The sequence below is a fragment of the Alphaproteobacteria bacterium genome, from assembly GCA_017308135.1.
Taxonomy (GTDB): domain Bacteria; phylum Pseudomonadota; class Alphaproteobacteria; order CACIAM-22H2; family CACIAM-22H2; genus Tagaea.
This window is the reverse complement of the sequence record JAFKFM010000010.1, coordinates 283639-301303: the sequence shown is the minus strand read 5'-3', so window position 1 is coordinate 301303 and position 17665 is coordinate 283639. Positions and strand designations below refer to the sequence as shown.

The 17665-nt window shown below is 63.3% G+C and carries 15 protein-coding genes; 7 read left to right on the top strand and 8 right to left on the bottom strand.

Going from position 1 to position 17665, the window contains the following annotated elements; all coding sequences use genetic code 11:
* Positions 1-34 precede the first annotated feature (34 nt).
* The 7 genes from J0H39_18305 to J0H39_18275 all read left to right on the top strand — a co-directional run bounded on the left by J0H39_18305 (position 35) and on the right by J0H39_18275 (position 7564).
* Positions 35-1522 (top strand): sugar ABC transporter substrate-binding protein, encoded by a 1488-nt coding sequence (locus J0H39_18305; GenBank protein MBN9498709.1) that lies wholly within the window; start codon positions 35-37, stop codon positions 1520-1522.
* Between the two features lie 73 nt (positions 1523-1595).
* A complete protein-coding gene (locus J0H39_18300) occupies positions 1596-2564 on the top strand; it encodes a sugar ABC transporter permease (protein ID MBN9498708.1) in 969 nt (322 codons plus the stop codon).
* Positions 2561-3433: a carbohydrate ABC transporter permease gene (locus tag J0H39_18295; GenBank protein MBN9498707.1), complete on the top strand. Its 873-nt coding sequence runs from the start codon at positions 2561-2563 to the stop codon at positions 3431-3433. Before J0H39_18300 ends, J0H39_18295 begins: the two co-directional genes overlap by 4 nt.
* 12 nt (positions 3434-3445) lie before the next feature.
* The gene (locus J0H39_18290; GenBank protein ID MBN9498706.1) at positions 3446-4543 is read left to right on the top strand and encodes an ABC transporter ATP-binding protein; all 1098 of its coding nucleotides are present in this window, start codon (positions 3446-3448) and stop codon (positions 4541-4543) included.
* Between the two features lie 16 nt (positions 4544-4559).
* Positions 4560-5720: a mandelate racemase/muconate lactonizing enzyme family protein gene (locus J0H39_18285; protein ID MBN9498705.1), complete on the top strand. Its 1161-nt coding sequence runs from the start codon at positions 4560-4562 to the stop codon at positions 5718-5720.
* A gap of 20 nt (positions 5721-5740) precedes the next feature.
* Positions 5741-6493 carry a ribonuclease activity regulator RraA gene (locus tag J0H39_18280; protein MBN9498704.1) on the top strand — a complete coding sequence of 251 codons (753 nt, stop codon included), beginning with the start codon at positions 5741-5743 and terminating at the stop codon, positions 6491-6493.
* A 183-nt stretch (positions 6494-6676) separates the two neighbouring features.
* The gene (locus J0H39_18275) at positions 6677-7564 is read left to right on the top strand and encodes a dihydrodipicolinate synthase family protein (GenBank protein ID MBN9498703.1); all 888 of its coding nucleotides are present in this window, start codon (positions 6677-6679) and stop codon (positions 7562-7564) included.
* A gap of 10 nt (positions 7565-7574) precedes the next feature.
* Here J0H39_18275 and J0H39_18270 read toward each other — a convergent pair whose 3' ends face one another.
* The 8 genes from J0H39_18270 to J0H39_18235 all read right to left on the bottom strand — a co-directional run bounded on the left by J0H39_18270 (position 7575) and on the right by J0H39_18235 (position 17531).
* Positions 7575-9128 (bottom strand): amidohydrolase family protein, encoded by a 1554-nt coding sequence (locus J0H39_18270; GenBank protein MBN9498702.1) that lies wholly within the window; start codon positions 9126-9128, stop codon positions 7575-7577.
* Positions 9129-9188: 60 nt separating this feature from the next.
* A complete protein-coding gene (locus tag J0H39_18265; protein ID MBN9498701.1) occupies positions 9189-10250 on the bottom strand; it encodes a helix-turn-helix domain-containing protein in 1062 nt (353 codons plus the stop codon).
* Positions 10222-11769 (bottom strand): alpha-N-arabinofuranosidase, encoded by a 1548-nt coding sequence (locus J0H39_18260; GenBank protein ID MBN9498700.1) that lies wholly within the window; start codon positions 11767-11769, stop codon positions 10222-10224. Before J0H39_18260 ends, J0H39_18265 begins: the two co-directional genes overlap by 29 nt.
* Before the next feature lie 38 nt (positions 11770-11807).
* Positions 11808-12635 (bottom strand): ABC transporter ATP-binding protein, encoded by an 828-nt coding sequence (locus J0H39_18255; protein MBN9498699.1) that lies wholly within the window; start codon positions 12633-12635, stop codon positions 11808-11810.
* Positions 12632-13660, bottom strand: coding sequence for an ABC transporter ATP-binding protein (locus J0H39_18250; protein MBN9498698.1), 1029 nt, complete (start codon positions 13658-13660; stop codon positions 12632-12634). The genes J0H39_18255 and J0H39_18250 overlap by 4 nt, the downstream gene beginning before the upstream one ends.
* 8 nt (positions 13661-13668) lie before the next feature.
* Entirely contained in the window at positions 13669-14535 is an 867-nt protein-coding gene (locus J0H39_18245; protein ID MBN9498697.1) for an ABC transporter permease, read from the bottom strand.
* Between the two features lie 2 nt (positions 14536-14537).
* On the bottom strand, positions 14538-15542 hold the full coding sequence (locus J0H39_18240) for an ABC transporter permease (GenBank protein MBN9498696.1): 1005 nt from the start codon (positions 15540-15542) through the stop codon (positions 14538-14540).
* Between the two features lie 87 nt (positions 15543-15629).
* Positions 15630-17531 (bottom strand): ABC transporter substrate-binding protein, encoded by a 1902-nt coding sequence (locus tag J0H39_18235; GenBank protein MBN9498695.1) that lies wholly within the window; start codon positions 17529-17531, stop codon positions 15630-15632.
* Positions 17532-17665: the final 134 nt, after the last annotated feature.

The window sequence follows — 17665 nt, the reverse complement described above, 5'->3', positions numbered from 1 at the left end:
CGTGGGCGGTGGCGAAACAGGAGGAAACGGAAGCATGTCGCAGGTTCACCTCGGCCGCGCCATTCGGCGTGGCGTTTCGATGGCTTCAATCGCGGCGGCACTCGCCGTTTGGGGCCCCGCATCGGCGCAAGCGCCCATCGACCTCAGCAAATGGTCGCCCGAGTATGTGCGCTCGATCGCCGGCACCCAGGATTACGACACGGCCGCCGATTGCGCCAAAGTCACGCCGCGCGATTATCGCGGGCGCGTCACGTTCTGGTATCAGGGCGCATTCGAAGGCGATCCGGATCTTCTGCGCCAGTACTATCGGGACTTCTTCGCGGAGTTCCGGAAGACCTATCCGAACATCCAGCTCGTCGATCAGGCGCTGACCTATAACGACCTGCTGGATAAATTCCGCACGGCGCTGCTCGGCTCCGCCGGCCCGATGGTCGTGCGCCTGCAAATCCTGGGCGGCGTCGAGTTCGCCTCGAAGGGATATCTTCAGGAACTGAAGCCCGAGGATATCGGTCTCAAGACCCAAGATTTCTGGCCCGGCGCCATGAAGTCGAACATGTGGAAGGGCAAGACCTACGGCATCCCGACCAACAACGAGACGATGGCATTGATTTGGAATGCCGATCTCTTCAAGCGCGCCGGGCTCGACCCGGACAAGCCGCCGGAAACCTGGGACGACGTCGTCCGTTATTCGAAGGAGATCAAGGAGAAGACCGGCGCGGCCGGCTATGGCCTGGTCGCCCGCAAAAACGCCGGCAACACGCCCTATCGATTTATGCCGCAGCTTTGGGCCTATGGCGGCGGCGTGTTCGACGAATCCGCCGCGAACCCGAACTATTCGCAGATTCAGATCAATACGGCGGCGAGCAAGCGCGCCTTGCAGGCCTCGTACGATATGTTCGTGCGCGACAAGTCGGTGCCGGTCTCGGCGTTGACCAACCAGCAAGCCGACAACCAGCCGCTGTTCCTGGCCGGCCAGCTTGCGATGATGATCTCGCATCCGTCCGACTACGACGTGATGCACGATCTGCGCAAGAAGGCGACCGGCAGCGACGCCCAGACGGCGCAGGCGGTCATCGACAACATGCGCTACGGCCTGATCCCGAAGGGGCCGGACGGCAAGCGCGCCGTCGTGTTCGGCGGGTCGAACATGCACATCCTGAAGCCCGAATACGTCGACGGCGGCAAGGTCGATCAGCCGGCCGCGAAGGCGCTCGTCTGCTTCTGGACGAGCCCCGAATGGTCGCTGAAGATGGCTTATGCCGGGTCGAACCCCGGCAATCTCAACGGCTTTAAGACCAAGTGGATGAAGGAGCGTCTGGAGAACATCAAGTTCCTCGACGTGACGACATCGATGCTGCCTTACGGCATCCCGTTCCCGACGATCCCGGAAACGCCGGAGATCATGAACATCATCGTTCCCGACATGCTGCAGAACGCGCTGACCGGCACGATGACGGTGGATCAGGCCGCCGAGGACGCCGCCAAGAAGATCCAAAACGTCATGCGCGGCAACAAGCTCTAACGGACATCACCCGCGGGACCGGCGGCGAAAGCCGCCGGTCTTCCGGCGACGCGAACGGACTGGCTTGGCAAACATGTCGATACGTACAAGCGACGCACCGGCGGGCGGAGCACCGGCACGAACGGCGGCGCGCGAACCCGGCGTTCTTCGGCGGACTTGGATTCATCGCGCCGACTATCTCTATGTGCTGCCCGCGATCGTGGTGATGCTGATCGTCATCGCGTATCCGGTCTACTACACCATCGATCTGTCGTTCTACAGCACGCCGCCCAGCTTGCAGCTGCGCGACAAAATTTTCATCGGCTTCGACAATTACAAGACCATTCTCGAAAGCGAGGTGTTCTGGCGGGTAACGCTGAACACCTTCATCTGGACCATCGTCTCGACAGGCTGCGCCTATATCCTTGGATTGGGCTGCGCGCTGTGCCTGCATCAAGCCTTCCCCGGCCGCGCCGTGATGCGCGCCATCCTGATCATTCCTTGGGTCATCAGCGCGGTCGCCGCTTCGTATATCTGGAAGTGGATCTACCATTCCAATTTCGGCGTGATCGGCGCGATTCTGGTCGAACTCGGGATCATGGACCGGCAGCCAAACTTCATCGACAACGTCAACACGGTTCTGGCGTCGCTGATCGTGGTCAATGTGTGGCGCGAATTTCCCTTCGCGATGATCATGCTGGCGGCGGGCCTGCAAACCGTGCCGGACCAGCTGCTGCGCGCGGCGAAGGTCGATGGCGCGGGCGCCTGGCACAGTTTCTGGCACGTGACCTTCCCGCATCTGCGCGGCGTGTCGATCGCCACGATCCTGCTGCTGGCCGTCGCGAACTTCAATTCCTTCATCGTGACCTGGATCATGACCGGCGGCGGCCCGTCCAACGCCTCGCATATCTGGATCACGCATATCTACGAAATCGCATTCGGACGGCAGCGCTGGGGCATTGCGGCCGCCTATTCGGTCATCCTGTTCCTGATCGTCATGTCGCTCGGCTATTTCTACGTGCGCGGCCTGGGCGGCGCCGAGAAGGAAGGCGGCGGATCATGACCGACGCCGTAACCCCCCGCTCCCGCGCCGGAATCGATCTCTGGCGCTGGGCCGGCCGCATCTTCCTGACGGTGATGCTGCTGTTCACGCTGCTGCCGATGGTCTGGATGTTGCTGACATCCTTCAAATCGGGCTTCGCGGCGCTGCAATTCCCGCCGCAATGGTGGCCGAAGGAACCCACGCTCGCGAGCTATCGCAAGCTGCTCGACCCCACGAACAGCGTGGGTGCCGATTTCCTGCGCTTCTTCTGGAACAGTCTTTTCGTCTCGACCATGTCGACGATCCTGTCGGTCATCGTCGCCGTCCCGGCCGCCTACGCCTTCTCGCGCTTCGACTTTCCGGGCCGTAAATTCCTGTTCTTCTCGGTCCTGCTGCGCAACATGTTCCCGGCGGTCGTGTTCCTGGTGCCGTTGTTCATCCTGATGCGCCTGCTCGGGCTGATGAACACGCACGGGTCGCTGATCTTGACCTATCTGACGTTCGGCCTGCCGCTCGCGATCTGGCTGCTGAAAGGGTTCTACGACAACATTCCCTACCAGCTCGAACAAGCCGCGCGTATCGACGGCGCCTCGCGCTTCCAGGCGTTCCTGCTGATCGTCATGCCGCTGTCGGTGCCGGGCATCATCGCGACGGCGATCTATTCCTTCATCGGGGCGTGGAACGAGTACATCTTCGCCTACACGTTCATCAACCGGAACGACCGCCTGACTCTGCCGATCGGCATTCAGCGCTTCTTCTCCGAAAGCTCGTCCGACTTCCCTGGCCTGATGGCGGCGAGTTTCATGATGAGCGTGCCGGTCGTCGTCCTCTTCCTCATGCTCCAACGCTACTTCGTCCGCGCCCTCACCGAGGGCGCGGTCAAACACTAGAAAGTTCGCCGTATGGCCCATGTAGTTCTGAAGAACCTCGTCAAGACGTATGGCGCCTATACGGCGGTCAACGACGTGTCCCTGACGATCAACGACGGCGAGTTCGTCGCCCTTGTCGGCCCCTCGGGTTGCGGCAAGACGACGACGCTCAATCTCGTCGCGGGTTTGACGTCGCTCACCTCCGGCGACATCGTCATCGGCGATCGCGTCGTCAACGATATCGATCCGAAGAATCGCGATATCGCGATGGTCTTCCAGAATTACGCGCTGTATCCGCAAAAGACCGTCTACGCCAACCTCGCCTTCCCGCTGCAAATGCGCAAATTGGGGCGCGAGGAGATCGACCGCAAGGTCAAGCAAGCGGCGCAGATGCTCGACATGACGCATCTGCTGGAGCGCAAGCCGCGCGAATTGTCCGGCGGCCAGCAGCAGCGCGTGGCGCTGGGCCGCGCGCTGGTGCGCGATCCGGCCGTGTTCCTGATGGACGAGCCGCTGTCCAATCTCGACGCCAAGCTGCGCGTGCAGATGCGCTCCGAAATCAAGCGTTTCCACCAGGATCTGAAGGCGACGATCATCTACGTGACGCACGACCAGCTCGAAGCCGTGACGATGGCGGACAAGCTGGCGGTGATGAGCGGCGGCTTCCTCCAGCAATACGACGCGCCCGCCAAAGTGTTCGCCAACCCGGTGAATATGTTCGTCGCGAGCTTCATCGGCAGCCCGGCGATGAGCTTGATCCCGCTGGAGGCGTCGACGCGCGACGGCAACGCCGTGTTGACCGGCGCCGAAGGCTGGACGGTCGCGCTGTCGCCCAAGAACGCGCGCAAGGTACAGCGCGCGACGTCCGGCAAAGTCGTGCTCGGCGCGCGCCATTCGGCGATCAAGCTTTCTACCGTCGCGGTCCCCGGCGCGGTGCCGGCCAAGGCCTATACGGTCGAACCGACCGGCGACGTGACCTTCGTTCAAGCCATGCTGTCCGGCGCGATCGTCAATATCAGCGTGGCGCCGGATGTCGCCGTCGAAGCCGATCAGCCGATCTGGCTGGAATTCGATCAGGAGCGCATGCACCTGTTCGACGGCGCCACGCAAATGGCGCTCAAGGCGGATTGACGTAGGAATTTCTAGTATGACCGCGAAGTTGAAGATCACGGCGATCAAGCCCTATCCCGTGTGGGTCGGCATCCGGAACCAGATGCTGGTCAAGGTCGAGACCGACCAAGGCGTGTTCGGCTGGGGCGAAAGCGGCTTGAGCGGCCGCGAAAAGGCCGTGGCCGGCGCCATCGAGCATTACCGGGAATTCCTGATCGGCCAGAACCCGATGCAGATCGGCCGGATCTGGCAGGAAACCTATCGCAGCCAGTATTTCGAGGGCGGTCGGGTGCTGCAGGCGGCGATCTCCGCGATCGACATCGCGCTGCACGACATCAAGGGCAAGGTGCTGGGCGTACCGGTCTACGAGTTGCTTGGCGGCAAGCAGCGCGACCGCGTGCCGACCTTCGCCTCGACCGGCGACGAGGCGGAAGGCGATGTCGCGATCGAACGCGCGCGCCAATTGGCGGCCCAAGGCTGGCAGGCGATCCGCTTCTTCCCTGTCGGGCAGAAAAGCCGCGACATTTTCGAGCCGCGCGAGTCGATCGGCCCGACGGCGAAGATGCTCAATAAGGCGCGCGAAACGTTGGGCGGCGATCTCGTGCTCGGGATCGACTATCACCACCGCCTATCTGTCGCCGAGGCGGCGAGCTTCTGCGCCAAGCTCGGGCGCGACACGCTCGACTTCCTCGAGGAGCCGATCCGCGACGAAACGCCCGAAGCCTATGAGTCGCTGCGCACGCTGACGCAGGTGCCGTTCGCGATCGGCGAGGAATTCGCCAGCAAATGGCAGTTCCTGCCCTATATCGAGCGCGGCATTCATCAGTTCAACCGGCTCGACGTCTGCAATGTCGGCGGGATTACGGAGGCGATGAAGGTCGCCGGCTGGAGCGAAGCCCACTACGTCGACCTAATGCCGCACAACCCGCTCGGCCCCATCTGCACGGCCGCGACCGTGCATCTGGCGGCGGCGATCCCGAATTTTGCCTGGCTCGAAACGCGCGTGCCCGAAGCCAAGGGCTTCGACAGCGCGGAATACTTCCCCGTGCAGCCGCGGCTCGACCGCGCCGATTATCCGGTCAGCGATCTGCCGGGGCTTGGCGTCGAGGTCAACGAGGCGGCGATCGCCGCGCAAAGCCTGCGCTTCTGGGAAGCACCGCATCTCACGCGACGCGACGGCTCCGTCACGAACTGGTAGCTCCAACTTCCGAGGTCAAAATGACGCGTAGTGCAGACATCGTCCGCCCGCCCAAGGAACTGATCGACGGGCTCAGGAATATCGGGGCGGCGACGGTCGCCGGCACGCTCGGCCATATGGGTTATAAGAACCCGCATATGGTGGGCCCGGTTTCGCAGAACGCCGGCAAATCGATCGTCGGGCCGGCGCTGACCCTGAAATTCATGCCGCAGCGGCCCGATCTGTTCAGCGAAGGCGAATACGCCGATCCCGAAACGCAGCTGCACCGCCACGTGCTCTATCACGTGCAGGAAGGCGATGTGGTGGTCGTGGACGCGCGCGGCGATATGAGCTCGGGCGTGTTCGGCGACATGATGTCGACCTATTTCAAGGGGCGCGGCGGGGCCGGCATCGTCATCGACGGATGCATGCGCGATTGGCCCAACGTGAAGAAGCTCGATCTCGCCTTGTGGCTGCGCGGCTGGACGCCGAATTATCACGTGCAGACGACGATCTTCCCGATGGAAGTCAACGTGCCGATCGCCTGCGGCGGTGTCACCGTGATCCCCGGCGATATCGTGGTCGCGGACGACGACGGCGTGGTGATCGTGCCCGTGTCGATGGCCAAAGCGGTGATCGAAGAGGCGAAGAAGCACGCCGAGTGGGAGGAATTCTCCCGCATAAAGTTGACGCAGGGCGAATCGTTGCAGCGTTACTACCCGCTGCACCCCGACGCGAACGACGAATATCAGGCGTGGCGCAAGCTCAACCCGATCGGGGGCAAGAAGCGCTAACGCAGGTCGATACCCGCTCGAACGCGAAAGCCCGCCGCTTGGTTCGCCAAGGGCGGGCTTTTTGCTGTTTGGAGCGCAAGTGCAAACGTGAAGCGGTTGGCGAATTTTGTATTCAGCCTTGTTCGGCGCTCCGCGACGGAACATTATCGACGAATCGGTCGAATGACCCATCCGTCGAGGGAGATGACTTTGTCCAAGAAGCTGCGCGGCGTGATCGCCGCGATCGTCACGCCGATCGATGCCCATGGCGAGCCCGATTTCGACCGTTTCGCGCGCGTCGCCAAACATCTTCTCGACAATGGTTGCGACGGCTTGAACGTGCTCGGCACGACCGGCGAAGCGACGTCGTTCTCCTTGCGCCAGCGCACCGACCTGATGCGCAAGATCGCGGCCTCGCCGTTGCCTGTCTCGCGCATGATGGTCGGCACGGGGGCCGCCGCCGTCGAGGATGCTGCTGCGTTGTCGCTTCTGGCGGGCGAGCTTGGCTTCGCGGGCGCCCTGCTGCTGCCGCCCTTCTATTACAAAGGCGTGCCGGAAAGCGGCATCGTGCGCTATTTCGACCGCATCGCCGACGCGACGAAGGCGAGCGACGTTCCGCTCTACCTCTATCACTTCCCCGCGCAATCGGGCGTGCCCTACACGCTGGCGCTGATCGAAAAGCTGATCAAGACCTTCGGCGCGCGGATCGCCGGGTTGAAGGATTCGTCCGGCGACATGCCCTATGCGCGTTCGGTCGTGGCGCTGTCGAAATCGCTCGACGTGTTCCCGTCGAACGAAGCCTGCCTGCTCGACGCGCGCAAGGGCGATTTCGCCGGTTGCATCTCGGCGACCGCCAACACCAACGCGCCCTATTGCGGCCGCGCATTCCGCGACGGCGACGAGACGGCGCATAAAACCGCCGTCGAGATCCGCAAATTGTTCGACGGCAAGCCGCTCGTGCCCGGCGTCAAGGCGCTGACCGCGCATATTCTGGGCGACGACGCGATCGCGAAGCTGCTGCCGCCGTTCGATGCGCTAAGCGCCGCCGATCGCGACGCCGTGATCGACGGTTATCGCAAGCTGACGGCCTGACGCATCGCGTTCACGCGTTGGGCGATTGGCCGGCGATATTGTTGCCGGTCATCAACGCCGCATAGTGGTCGCTGGCGATCGGGCACGACAAGGCGCGCAGATAGACGCGCATCAACGCGTCGTGGAACGGCGCCGCGTCTTCCTGCGAGGACACCAGCGTATCGCCAAGCTCGGCATGCGCCGCCTGCATCTCGCGCAGCAGCGCCGTCTCGTCCACCATCGTATTGCGGCCTTCACGCAACACGTGGCGGCCATCGACAAACACCTCGCGGATCGCCGCCCCACGCTCGCCATAGACGATCTGGCGGACGGGATGGTTGAGCGGCGTCAACGTCGTCGCGTCGAGATCGTAGCAGACAAGATCGGCCTTGAAGCCGGGCTCGATCCTGCCGAGCCGATCCGCAAGGCCGAACGCCTTCGCCCCGCCCTCGCAGCCCGCGCGATAGATATCCTCCGCCGTCGGCCAGCTGTCGCTGTCCGGCGAGGCGATTTTGGGGATCACCGCCCCGGTGCCCAGCGTGTTGAGCATGTTGACGCCGTAGAGCAGTCCGCAGCCGTCCGAGCCCATCGAGACGTTGATACCCGCGTCGAGCAACGCGCGCAGCGGCGCCACCCCCGACCCCATGATCGCGTTGCTCCACGGGTTGTACTGAACCGATGCGCCCGACCGCGCGATGATCTCGATATCGCGCTTGGACAGCCACGTCGCATGGATCAGAGACGTGTTTTCCTTCAAGAATCCCAAATGGTCGAGATGCGCCACCAGCGATCGGCCGTAGAATTCCTCGGCCGTGATGAGTTGCATGCGCGTTTCCTGGCAATGCGTCATCACCGGCAGATCGAGCTCGTCGGCGAGCTTGCGGCTCGCGACCAGAAATCCGTCGGTGCAGCGATGCGGCGCCGACGGCGACACGAGTGTCGCGACGCGCGCCGATTTGGGATGTTTGCCCTTGGCCGCGAGATCGCGTACGAGCCCCAGAAGCTGGTCGGCGGTCGGCCGCTTCAGCCCGCGAAGTTCGCCGAGCAATGCCGGCGGGAATTCCGCCTCGCCGAAGGGATAGGAATCGACCACCGCGCGGTCGATCATCGAGAAGCCGACGAAAGCGCGCGTGCCCGTATCTTCGTAGGCCTGGAACGCCGCGTCGATATGTTCGCGCGAGAACAACTGCCCCAGCGACAAATCGTCGACGATCGTCGTCGCACCCGTGCGCAAGGATTCGAGCGCGCCGACGACCGTGCGCAGATACATCTGGCGCGGCGTCAACGCCACCGCCTTGCGCGGGCGGATCAGCGACATCGCGACCTCGGTCGTCAGGTTCTCCAGGCAGCCTTTGAGATAATGATCCCAAGAATGCATATGGCCGTTGATCAGCCCCGGCATCACCAGTAGCCGCGCGCCATCGACCACGGCGTCGGCCCGGTCGTGCGGAATCGCCCCCGGCGCCTCGATCGCCGCAATCCGGTCGCCGTCGATCAACAGATCGCCGCGTGCCCAGCGATAGATCTTGCCGCTCGACCGAACCAGCAGCGCATCGGCGATCAATGTTTTACGAACGGACGTCACGGCACCCTCCCATCGGCGATGGAGGGTGACAGCAAGCGCCGTGCCAGCGGCGCCGAAGGATCAACGCGGCGCGAGTTTCAATCGCATCACGATATCGCGGCCGTGATTGCCGAAGCCTTTGCCGAAAATATTCACGCCGCCGGGACGCTTGGCTTTTTCCTGGATGCCGACGCGCAGGCGGATCGAGTGATGGTTCGGCAGATCGAGCTTCGACAAACCGATGCTCGAGATGCGTTTGCCGTTGACGAACGTGCCGTCGCGGCTGATCCGCCATTGCGTGAGATCGCCGTATTGCGAGCCTTCCAGCTTCCACCAGCGCGGCGTGAAGCGCCCGCGCCGGTCGCCGTAATCGCCCGGTGCCGTCCACACGCCGACATGGACATGGTTGACCCATAGCGAAATATCCGACGGCCAATTCTTGTTGGTGCCCGGCACTTCGGACGACAGCTCGAGCTCGAACTCCAAAGCCTCGACCGTGCGGTTCATCAGCTTCGCGTTGTTCGGGAACTTGTACTCGACATAGCCGCGCCCGAACCAGATCAACGCCGCCTGCACGCGCGCGGGATCGAGAAACAGGTCGGGCACGTCGAGCACGCCCATGATGCGCTCGGTCGAGCAAATGCCGCAGGGCGCCGAGACCTCGCAACTCGTGTAGAGGCCGAGCGGCATCTCGACCTCGACCACGTTGCTGTCGCGGCTCGGCCGTTCGGGCGCCAATTGAATGACGATCTCGTCGAATCGGGCCCAGCAGATCTTCTGCTGCCCTTTGCTGGCTTTGCCGAGCGAGGTTTCGATGAGCTCGGCATCGGTCAAAATCTGCACGTTGGTCGCGACGGTCGATTGCGGCAGCTCGAGCGCCTCGGCGATCTGGTTAACGTTCAACGGACCGGTACGGCGCAATAGCTGAAGAATGCGCACGCGGATCGGCGAGGCAAGTCCGCGCACGACCGCGAACTGACGCGCGGGATCGACGGCGAGGAAGCTATGAGTCGCTTCCCCATCCGCGCCGGCGCCCGCCGCGATATCGGCGGGGCCGCGGCGCGGGTCGGACCCGGCGAAGGCGGTGTGACCCGCCCCGCCGGATGTCTCTCCCTTATTTCGACGACTCGAGTCGGATGACATTCCACGAGGCCGGTTTCAGCGTCATCGTTACAGCTCCGTCCGCCACCGTCACGCCTTCGAGGCGCTTGGGCGACACGCGGTCGGGAGCATTCTTGTCGTTGACCGCCGTGAGGCTATCATGCCGCAACTCCTCGGCGACCGCGACCTTCATTCCGCCGAAGCCGCGCATATCGACCTTGACCTGCATTTCGCCCTTCAGGTCGCGGTTGAGCGCGAACAGCGTCAGCGACTTGCCGTCCTCGCCCGCCACCGCCGACAGCTTCAGATACGGCGCCTTGACGGGATAATAGAGGTCCTGATCGCCGCGCGGGTCGTAATACGACGCGTCGTAGATGTCGCTTTCGATCCGCGTGCGCAGCACGTCGCCGCGGCCATAGCGGCTCATCTGGGCGAAGGGATGGAAGATCGTCTGACGCCAGGCGGGACCGCCCGTTTCGGTCATGATCGGCGCGATCACATTGACGAGCTGCGCCAAACATGCGGCCTTCACGCGGTCCGCGTGGTTCAACAAGGAAATGCACGCACCGCCGAACGCTAGCGCGTCGGCCATGTCGTAGATTTCCTCCAGAATCTCCGGCGCCACCGGCCAGCCGGGCTTGATCCGGTTGGCGCGCGGACGGCGCGTGCGATACCAGACGTTCCACTCGTCGAAGGACAGCATGATGCGCTTGGACGACCGGCGCTTGGCCGACACCGCGTCCGCGATCGCCACGACCTCGTCGATGAAGCTGTCCATCAGATCGGGGCTGGCGAGCAAGGCCGCCGTGTCGCCGTTGTAGTTGTTGAGATAGGTGTGCAGCGAGATGAATTCGACATGCTCGAACGTCTCGTCCAGCACCTCGTCTTCCCACTGGCCGTAGGTCGGCATCGTACGGCCGGACGAGCCGCACGCCGCCAGTTCCAGCGACGGATCGATCCAGCGCATCATCTTCGCCGCTTCGCGCGCGACCGCGCCATATTGGCGGGCGGTCTTGGTTTCCATCTGCCAGGGCCCGTCCATTTCGTTGCCCAGGCACCAGAACTTGATGTCGTGCGGCTTTTCCCAGCCGTGCTTCTTGCGCAGGTCCGAATAATACGTGCCGCCGGGATGGTTGCAGTATTCGACCAGATTGCGCGCCGCGTCGCCGCCGCGCGTGCCCAGATTGACCGCCAGCATCGGCTCGATATTCGCGGCCTTGCACCAATCGACGAATTCGTTGGTGCCGAAGGTGTTGGGCTCGGTCGAGAACCAAGCGAGGTCGAGGCGCGCCGGGCGATCCTTCACCGGCCCCACGCCGTCTTCCCAATTATAGCCCGAGACGAAATTGCCGCCGGGATAGCGCATGATCGTCGGCGCCAATTCGCGCACCAGCGCCAGCACGTCGCCGCGAAAACCGTTCTTGTCCGCGGTCTTGTGGCCGGGCTCGTAGATGCCGCCATAGACGCAACGACCCAGATGTTCGATGAACGCGCCGAACAGGCGGGGATCGGTGCGACCGATCGTAAAGTCGCGGTCGAGTAGAACGGATGCTTTTCTCATGGCGTTTCCCTGACTTGCTTGATGTTGTTTCGATGTCTCTACCGCGCGAACAAAGGACGCTCGCCGGGGGCGAGCGGTTCGAGCACGGATTCCTTCAACGTTTTGGAATAGGGATGCTGGGGATCGGCGAGAATGGTCCGCGCATCGCCGCTTTCCACCACCTTGCCCTTCTGCATGATGATGATGCGGTCGGAAATCGAATACGCGGTCGCCAGATCGTGCGTGATATAGATGATCGACAGGCCCAGCTCGTCGCGCAGCTTGCGGAACAGATTGACGATCGACGCGCGTAGCGACGCATCGACCATCGACACGGGCTCATCCGCGATCAGCAGCGACGGGCCGGACGCCAAAGCGCGGGCGATCGCCACGCGCTGCAACTGCCCGCCCGACAATTCGTGCGGATAACGGCCTTTGATTTCGGCAAGCGATAGACCGACTTGGCGCAACGCCTTGTCCGCCCCCGCCTGCATCGCCGCCTCGTCCTTGGCGCCGGCGAAGCGCTGACACGTCGCGTAGAGATAGCGGTCGAGCCGTTTCAACGGATTGAACGCCTCGAACGGATTTTGAAACACGGGCTGGACCGACGCCATAAACGCGTGGCGATCCGCGCCATTGCGCAATCCGGCAAGATCGCGTCCTTTGAAACGCGCGGTCCCGCGCGTCGGCGTTTGCAGTGCCAGGATGATCCGCGCCAGCGTGGACTTGCCCGAGCCGGATTCGCCGATGATCGAGAAAATCTCCGGCTTCGCCGTTTCCAGCCGGAAGCTGACGTCGATCACTGCCTCGACCTGCGTGCGGGAGAATAGTCCGCCGCGCGTGAAGGTCTTGGAGACGGAATCGAGTTCGAGCAACGCGTCGGTCATGGCGTGGCCTCCACGCGGTCTTTCTCGAAGCAGGCGACGCGATGATCGGGTGCCACCTGCTCCATCGGCGGAACTTCCACGCGGCAGCGTTCCGTCGCGAAAACGCAGCGCGGATGGAACCGGCAGCCCGAGGGCGGATTGGCGAGGCTGGGCGGCGTTCCTTCCAAGCCGCTGCGCGGCCGGTCGTCGCCGATGCGCGGCAACGAGTGAATCAAATGGCGCGTATAGGGATGGCGCGGCCGTGCGAACACGTCCGGAGTGCGCGCCTCCTCCACCAATCGTCCGGCATACATGATGCCCAGGCGATCGGTCAGATGCGCGTGCACGCCCATATCGTGCGTCACGAACAGCACCGACGACGCCATTTCCCGCTGGATCGAGCGGAACATCGCCAGCACGTCCTTCTGCACCACGACGTCGAGTGCGGTCGTCGGCTCGTCGGCGATGATGAATTGCGGCCGGCAGATCGTGGCGAGCGCGATCGTCACGCGCTGGCGCATGCCGCCCGACAATTCGTGCGGATAGGCTTTCAGCACCGAGGCGGGTAGATTGACGCGCGCCAGATGCGCGACGACCGCCGCTTCGAACCCGGCTTTGTCCAGGCCCATATGGCGGAAGGCGAAATCGAAGAACGACGTGCCGATGCGCCGCACGGGGTTCAGCACGCTCATCGAGCCTTGCATGACGTAGGAGAGATGCCGCCAGCGAACGCGCTCGACCAGATCGGCCGGAGCGCGATTCAAGCCCATCGTGCCGTCCATGAAGCTGAACTGGATATCGCCGCCGACGATTTCCAGCGGCGGGCGCATGGCACCCGCGATGGTCTTCACCAGCGTCGACTTGCCCGAGCTCGATTCGCCGGCGAGGCCGTAAATCTCGTCCTTGCGGACTTCGAAGGTGATGCCGTCGACGGCCTTCACTTCCCGGTCGACGCCGAACAGACGCAGACGATACCAAGCGCGCAGATCGCGCACCGCGACGACGGGGCCTTCGTCCGTTTCCGGCTTGGCGGCGGGGTTTCGCATGGCGGCGCTCATTCTTTGCGCCCCCCGCCCCGTTCGAGCCTAGATCGCGGATCGATGTACTCGTTCATCGAGATCGCGAGCAGATAGAGGCCGATGAACAGCATCACCACCAGGCCGACCGGGAACGCGATCCACCACCACACGCCGGCAACGACGGCGCTGTGCTGATTGGCCCAATAGATCATCCCGCCCACGCTGGGCCGATTGATATCGGTGAAGCCCAGCACCGCGAGCGTCACCTCCAAGCCGATCGACCAGTTCATATTGTTGAGCGAGGTCGAGAACACGATCGGCAGCACGAAGGGCAAATGCTCGCGCGACAGGATTTCGTGCGTGCGCATGCCGGAGAACACGGCCGTCTGCGTGAATTCCCGATGCCGGAGACTGAGCGCCACGGAGCGGATCAGCCGCGCGTCGTAGGACCAGCCCAACAGCGCCGTCAGCACCGCCAGCATCACCCACGACATGTTGTCGCGCATGACGAAGTAGAACAGCACCAGGATCGGGAATAGCGGGATGACGATGAAGGTGTCGTTGATCGACATCAGCACCCGATCGACCCAGCCGCCGCGATAGCCGGCGAGCAAGCCGATCGACAGCGACAGGATGCGGCTCAAAATCGCGACCAGCAGGCCGAAGGCCAGCGTGTTGCGGATCGAGTAGGTCAGCAGCCAGAACAGATCCTGCCCGCGCGACGTGGTGCCGAACCAATGCGCGCCCGAGGGCGGCACGTCCATCGGCGCCACGAACTGGTCGAGCGGCGGATACGGCGAGACGAAAGATAGCAGCGCCATCGCCACGACCACGCCGGTCATGAGGATGCCGGCGAGGAATTCGCCGTTGTAGCGCAGGAGATCGCGAAGAACGACGAACATGCTCAAGATACCGTGACGCGAGGGTCGATAAGCGGATAGATCAAGTCGATGACCAGCACCGCGAGCGAAACGCCGACGATCGACACCGTCGTGACGCCGAGGACGAGGCTGTAATCGCCGGCGTGAACGCCGTCGACCAGCAGCGAGCCGATGCCCGGATAACCGAACACGCGTTCGGTGATCAGCGCCCCGGAGAAGACATGGCCGAGCGAAATCGCGAGGCCGGTGACCTGCGGGGCGATTGCGTTGCGCATCACGTAAGCGGTCAGGATGCGCCGCTTCGACACGCCCGCGAGTTCGGCGTAGACGACGTAATCCTCGGTCACGACGTTCGACACGAGGCTGCGCATGCCGACGAACCAGCCGCCCAGCCCGACGAGCAGCAGCGACAACAGCGGCAGCATCGAATGGCGAACGACCGACAGAATGTATTCGGACGACCAGCCGCGCGCGACGTTCATCTGGGAACCGCCCGAGATCGGCAGGATCGGCCAGAGATAGCCGAACACGATCAGCAGCAGGATCGCGGCGATATAGTAGGGCATCGGATGCAGCGCCATCGCGACGATGCCGAAGCCCTTAAGGATACGGCTGCGGCGATAATAGCCGGCGAGACCGCCCAGCAGATTGCCGATGATCCAGGTGAGAATCGTGGCCACGCCCAACAGACCGACCGTCCAGGGAATGGCGCGCCCGATCAGCGTCGACACGGGCGACGGAAAGGCGGAGAGCGAAGGTCCGAAATCGGCGACCAGAACGCGGCGCCAGAAATTCAGATACTGCTCGATCGGCGAACCGGTCAGGCCATAGAGCTCGCGCAACGACTGGCGCATCGATTCGATCGCTTCGGGGGCCGTGTGCCCGAAAGCCGTGGCGACGGAAACCGTATGCTCCACCGGATCGATCGGCGTGGCATGCGTGATGATATAGGCGATATTGATGCCGATGAAGACGACCAGCAGAAATTGCAAAAACCGGCCGAAGGCATATCTGGCGTAGGCGCGCATATTCGTGTGCTTTCCCGGGGAACGTGAAGTCCGCCTTCCGGCCGGCACGCGAACTGCGCATGCCGGCCGGCCGGAGCGGATCGTCGCTTACTGCTTCGGCTTGATCTTCACGAACATGTAGCGGGAGTTACCCCAGTTCGGCACCGGATTGGCGTACGGGTTGTCCGCGGTCGGGAAACCGGTCCAGTAGGTTTCGTCGGCCACGGTGAACACGTTGTACGACATCAGCGGGATCACCGGCATTTCGCGCGTCGCGAGCTTGACGAACTCCTTGCCGAGCTCGATGCCCTTGGGATCGTCGAAGTCGATCCCGCGGATCTGTTCGATGATCTTGTCGAGCTCCGGGTGCGACCAGCGCTGCCAGTTGCGCGAAGGCTGCGATTGCCCCGGGGGCGCGACATAGGCCGAGTGCCAGCTGTCCATGAAGAAGGACAGATCCTGGTGACCGCCCCAGGTCTCGACGCTCCAGCTCAGGATCACGTCGAAATCGCCCGCCGCGCGGCGCGTGAGCAGCGTGCCCGCCGCCACGTCGACGCGCGCGTCGATCCCGAACTGACGCCAGCTTTGCGCGATCATCGAACCCGCGCGGGTCATGATCGGACGCGCGTCGCCTTCCACCACCACGCGGATGACGAACGGCGTGCCGTCGGGCTTGAGCCACTGATTGCCTTGCTTGCGGAAACCCGCGCGCTCCAGCAATTCGGTGGCCGCCTGCGGATCGGGCTTCCACCAGCCGGTCCCGAAGGCCTTCGCGATGTCCTTCGGATCCGACGGGATCTGGTTGCCCATCGACGGACGCAAGCTGTCCGCGATCTGGCGCGCCATCGTCCGGTCATACGGCTTGATCTTGCGCTTGCCGGTGTCGATCTCGAAATCCGCGAGCCAATCCTGCATCGCGAGGTGATACGTCTCCGGATGGCGGCCGGTCGGCGGCACGTGGATCGGCGAGATCGTCGCCGCACCGCGATAGGACGCCATCGAAACGGCCTTGATGTCGACCAGCAGCGTCAACGCCCAACGCACGTCCTTGTTCTTGAACATGTCGAGCTGGGTGTTGAAGATCGCCGACGGCAGCGTGGGATCGGGATGCCCGAACGGGAAACCCTTGAACCACGCCTTCGAGGTCGGGTTCTGGCGCGCGAGCGTGAACATGCCTTCGGGCGCGATGTCGTGGACGACGTCGAGCTCCTTGTTCATCTGCGCGATCACGCGCTTATCCGGCGGACCCGGATCGACGTAAGCGAGGTAGCGCGGCGCGGGCTCGCCGAAGCGGGCCAACGACGTGCGCTGCCAATCCGAGCGGCGCTGCCAGATATACCATTTGCCGTCCGGATCGTGGCTGTGCAGCACATAGGCCGACAGCGAAACCGGCTTCTCGAAAGCGAACTTGTTGGGGTCTTCGGCCTTCTCGAAGATATGCTTGGGCGCGATCCAGATCGCGTTCCAGCGCACGGTGAACAGCGAGTGGAAGCGCGAATTCGGGCGCTTCAACTTGAAGATCACGGTTTCGGCGTCCGGCGTTTCGACCGTTTCCACCGCATTGGCGAGAACGGCGCTCCAGCGCATGCCGGGCGTCTTCACCATCATATCGACGGTGAATTTCACGTCGGCCGAGGTGAACTCGACGCCGTCGCTCCAATAGATACCGCGGCGCAACTTCACACGCATCTCGGTGAAGTTCGCGTTGTAAACGGGCTTCTCCGACGCAAGGGAGTTGTCCCACACGCCGTCGATACCGCTATTCGGATCGATATACCACAGCGTGTCCAACGCGGCCTGCTGCAACCCGTTGGATTGGCTGTTGGCGTTGATAGCCCAGATATTGAACCACGCCGCGTTCTTGACCGTCCCCTCGGGGTTTTCGAGAATCAGGAGTTGATTGCGCGGAATGTCTTTTGGAATGCCTTGGGCGTTCGCGGGCTGAATCAGCCCCCAGAACGTCGAGCCTGCCAAAACGCCGGCGGCAAGCCATCGTGCGGCGGATTTCATGGGATCCTCCCGTATGTTTTCCGCGCGAACGTCGCCCGCGCGTTCTTTTTTCCGATCGCCGATCCTTGCGGAATTGAATCCGCATGCGAATCCTGACGACCGAACGGGATCGTATGGACGCCCTCCGGCGATGA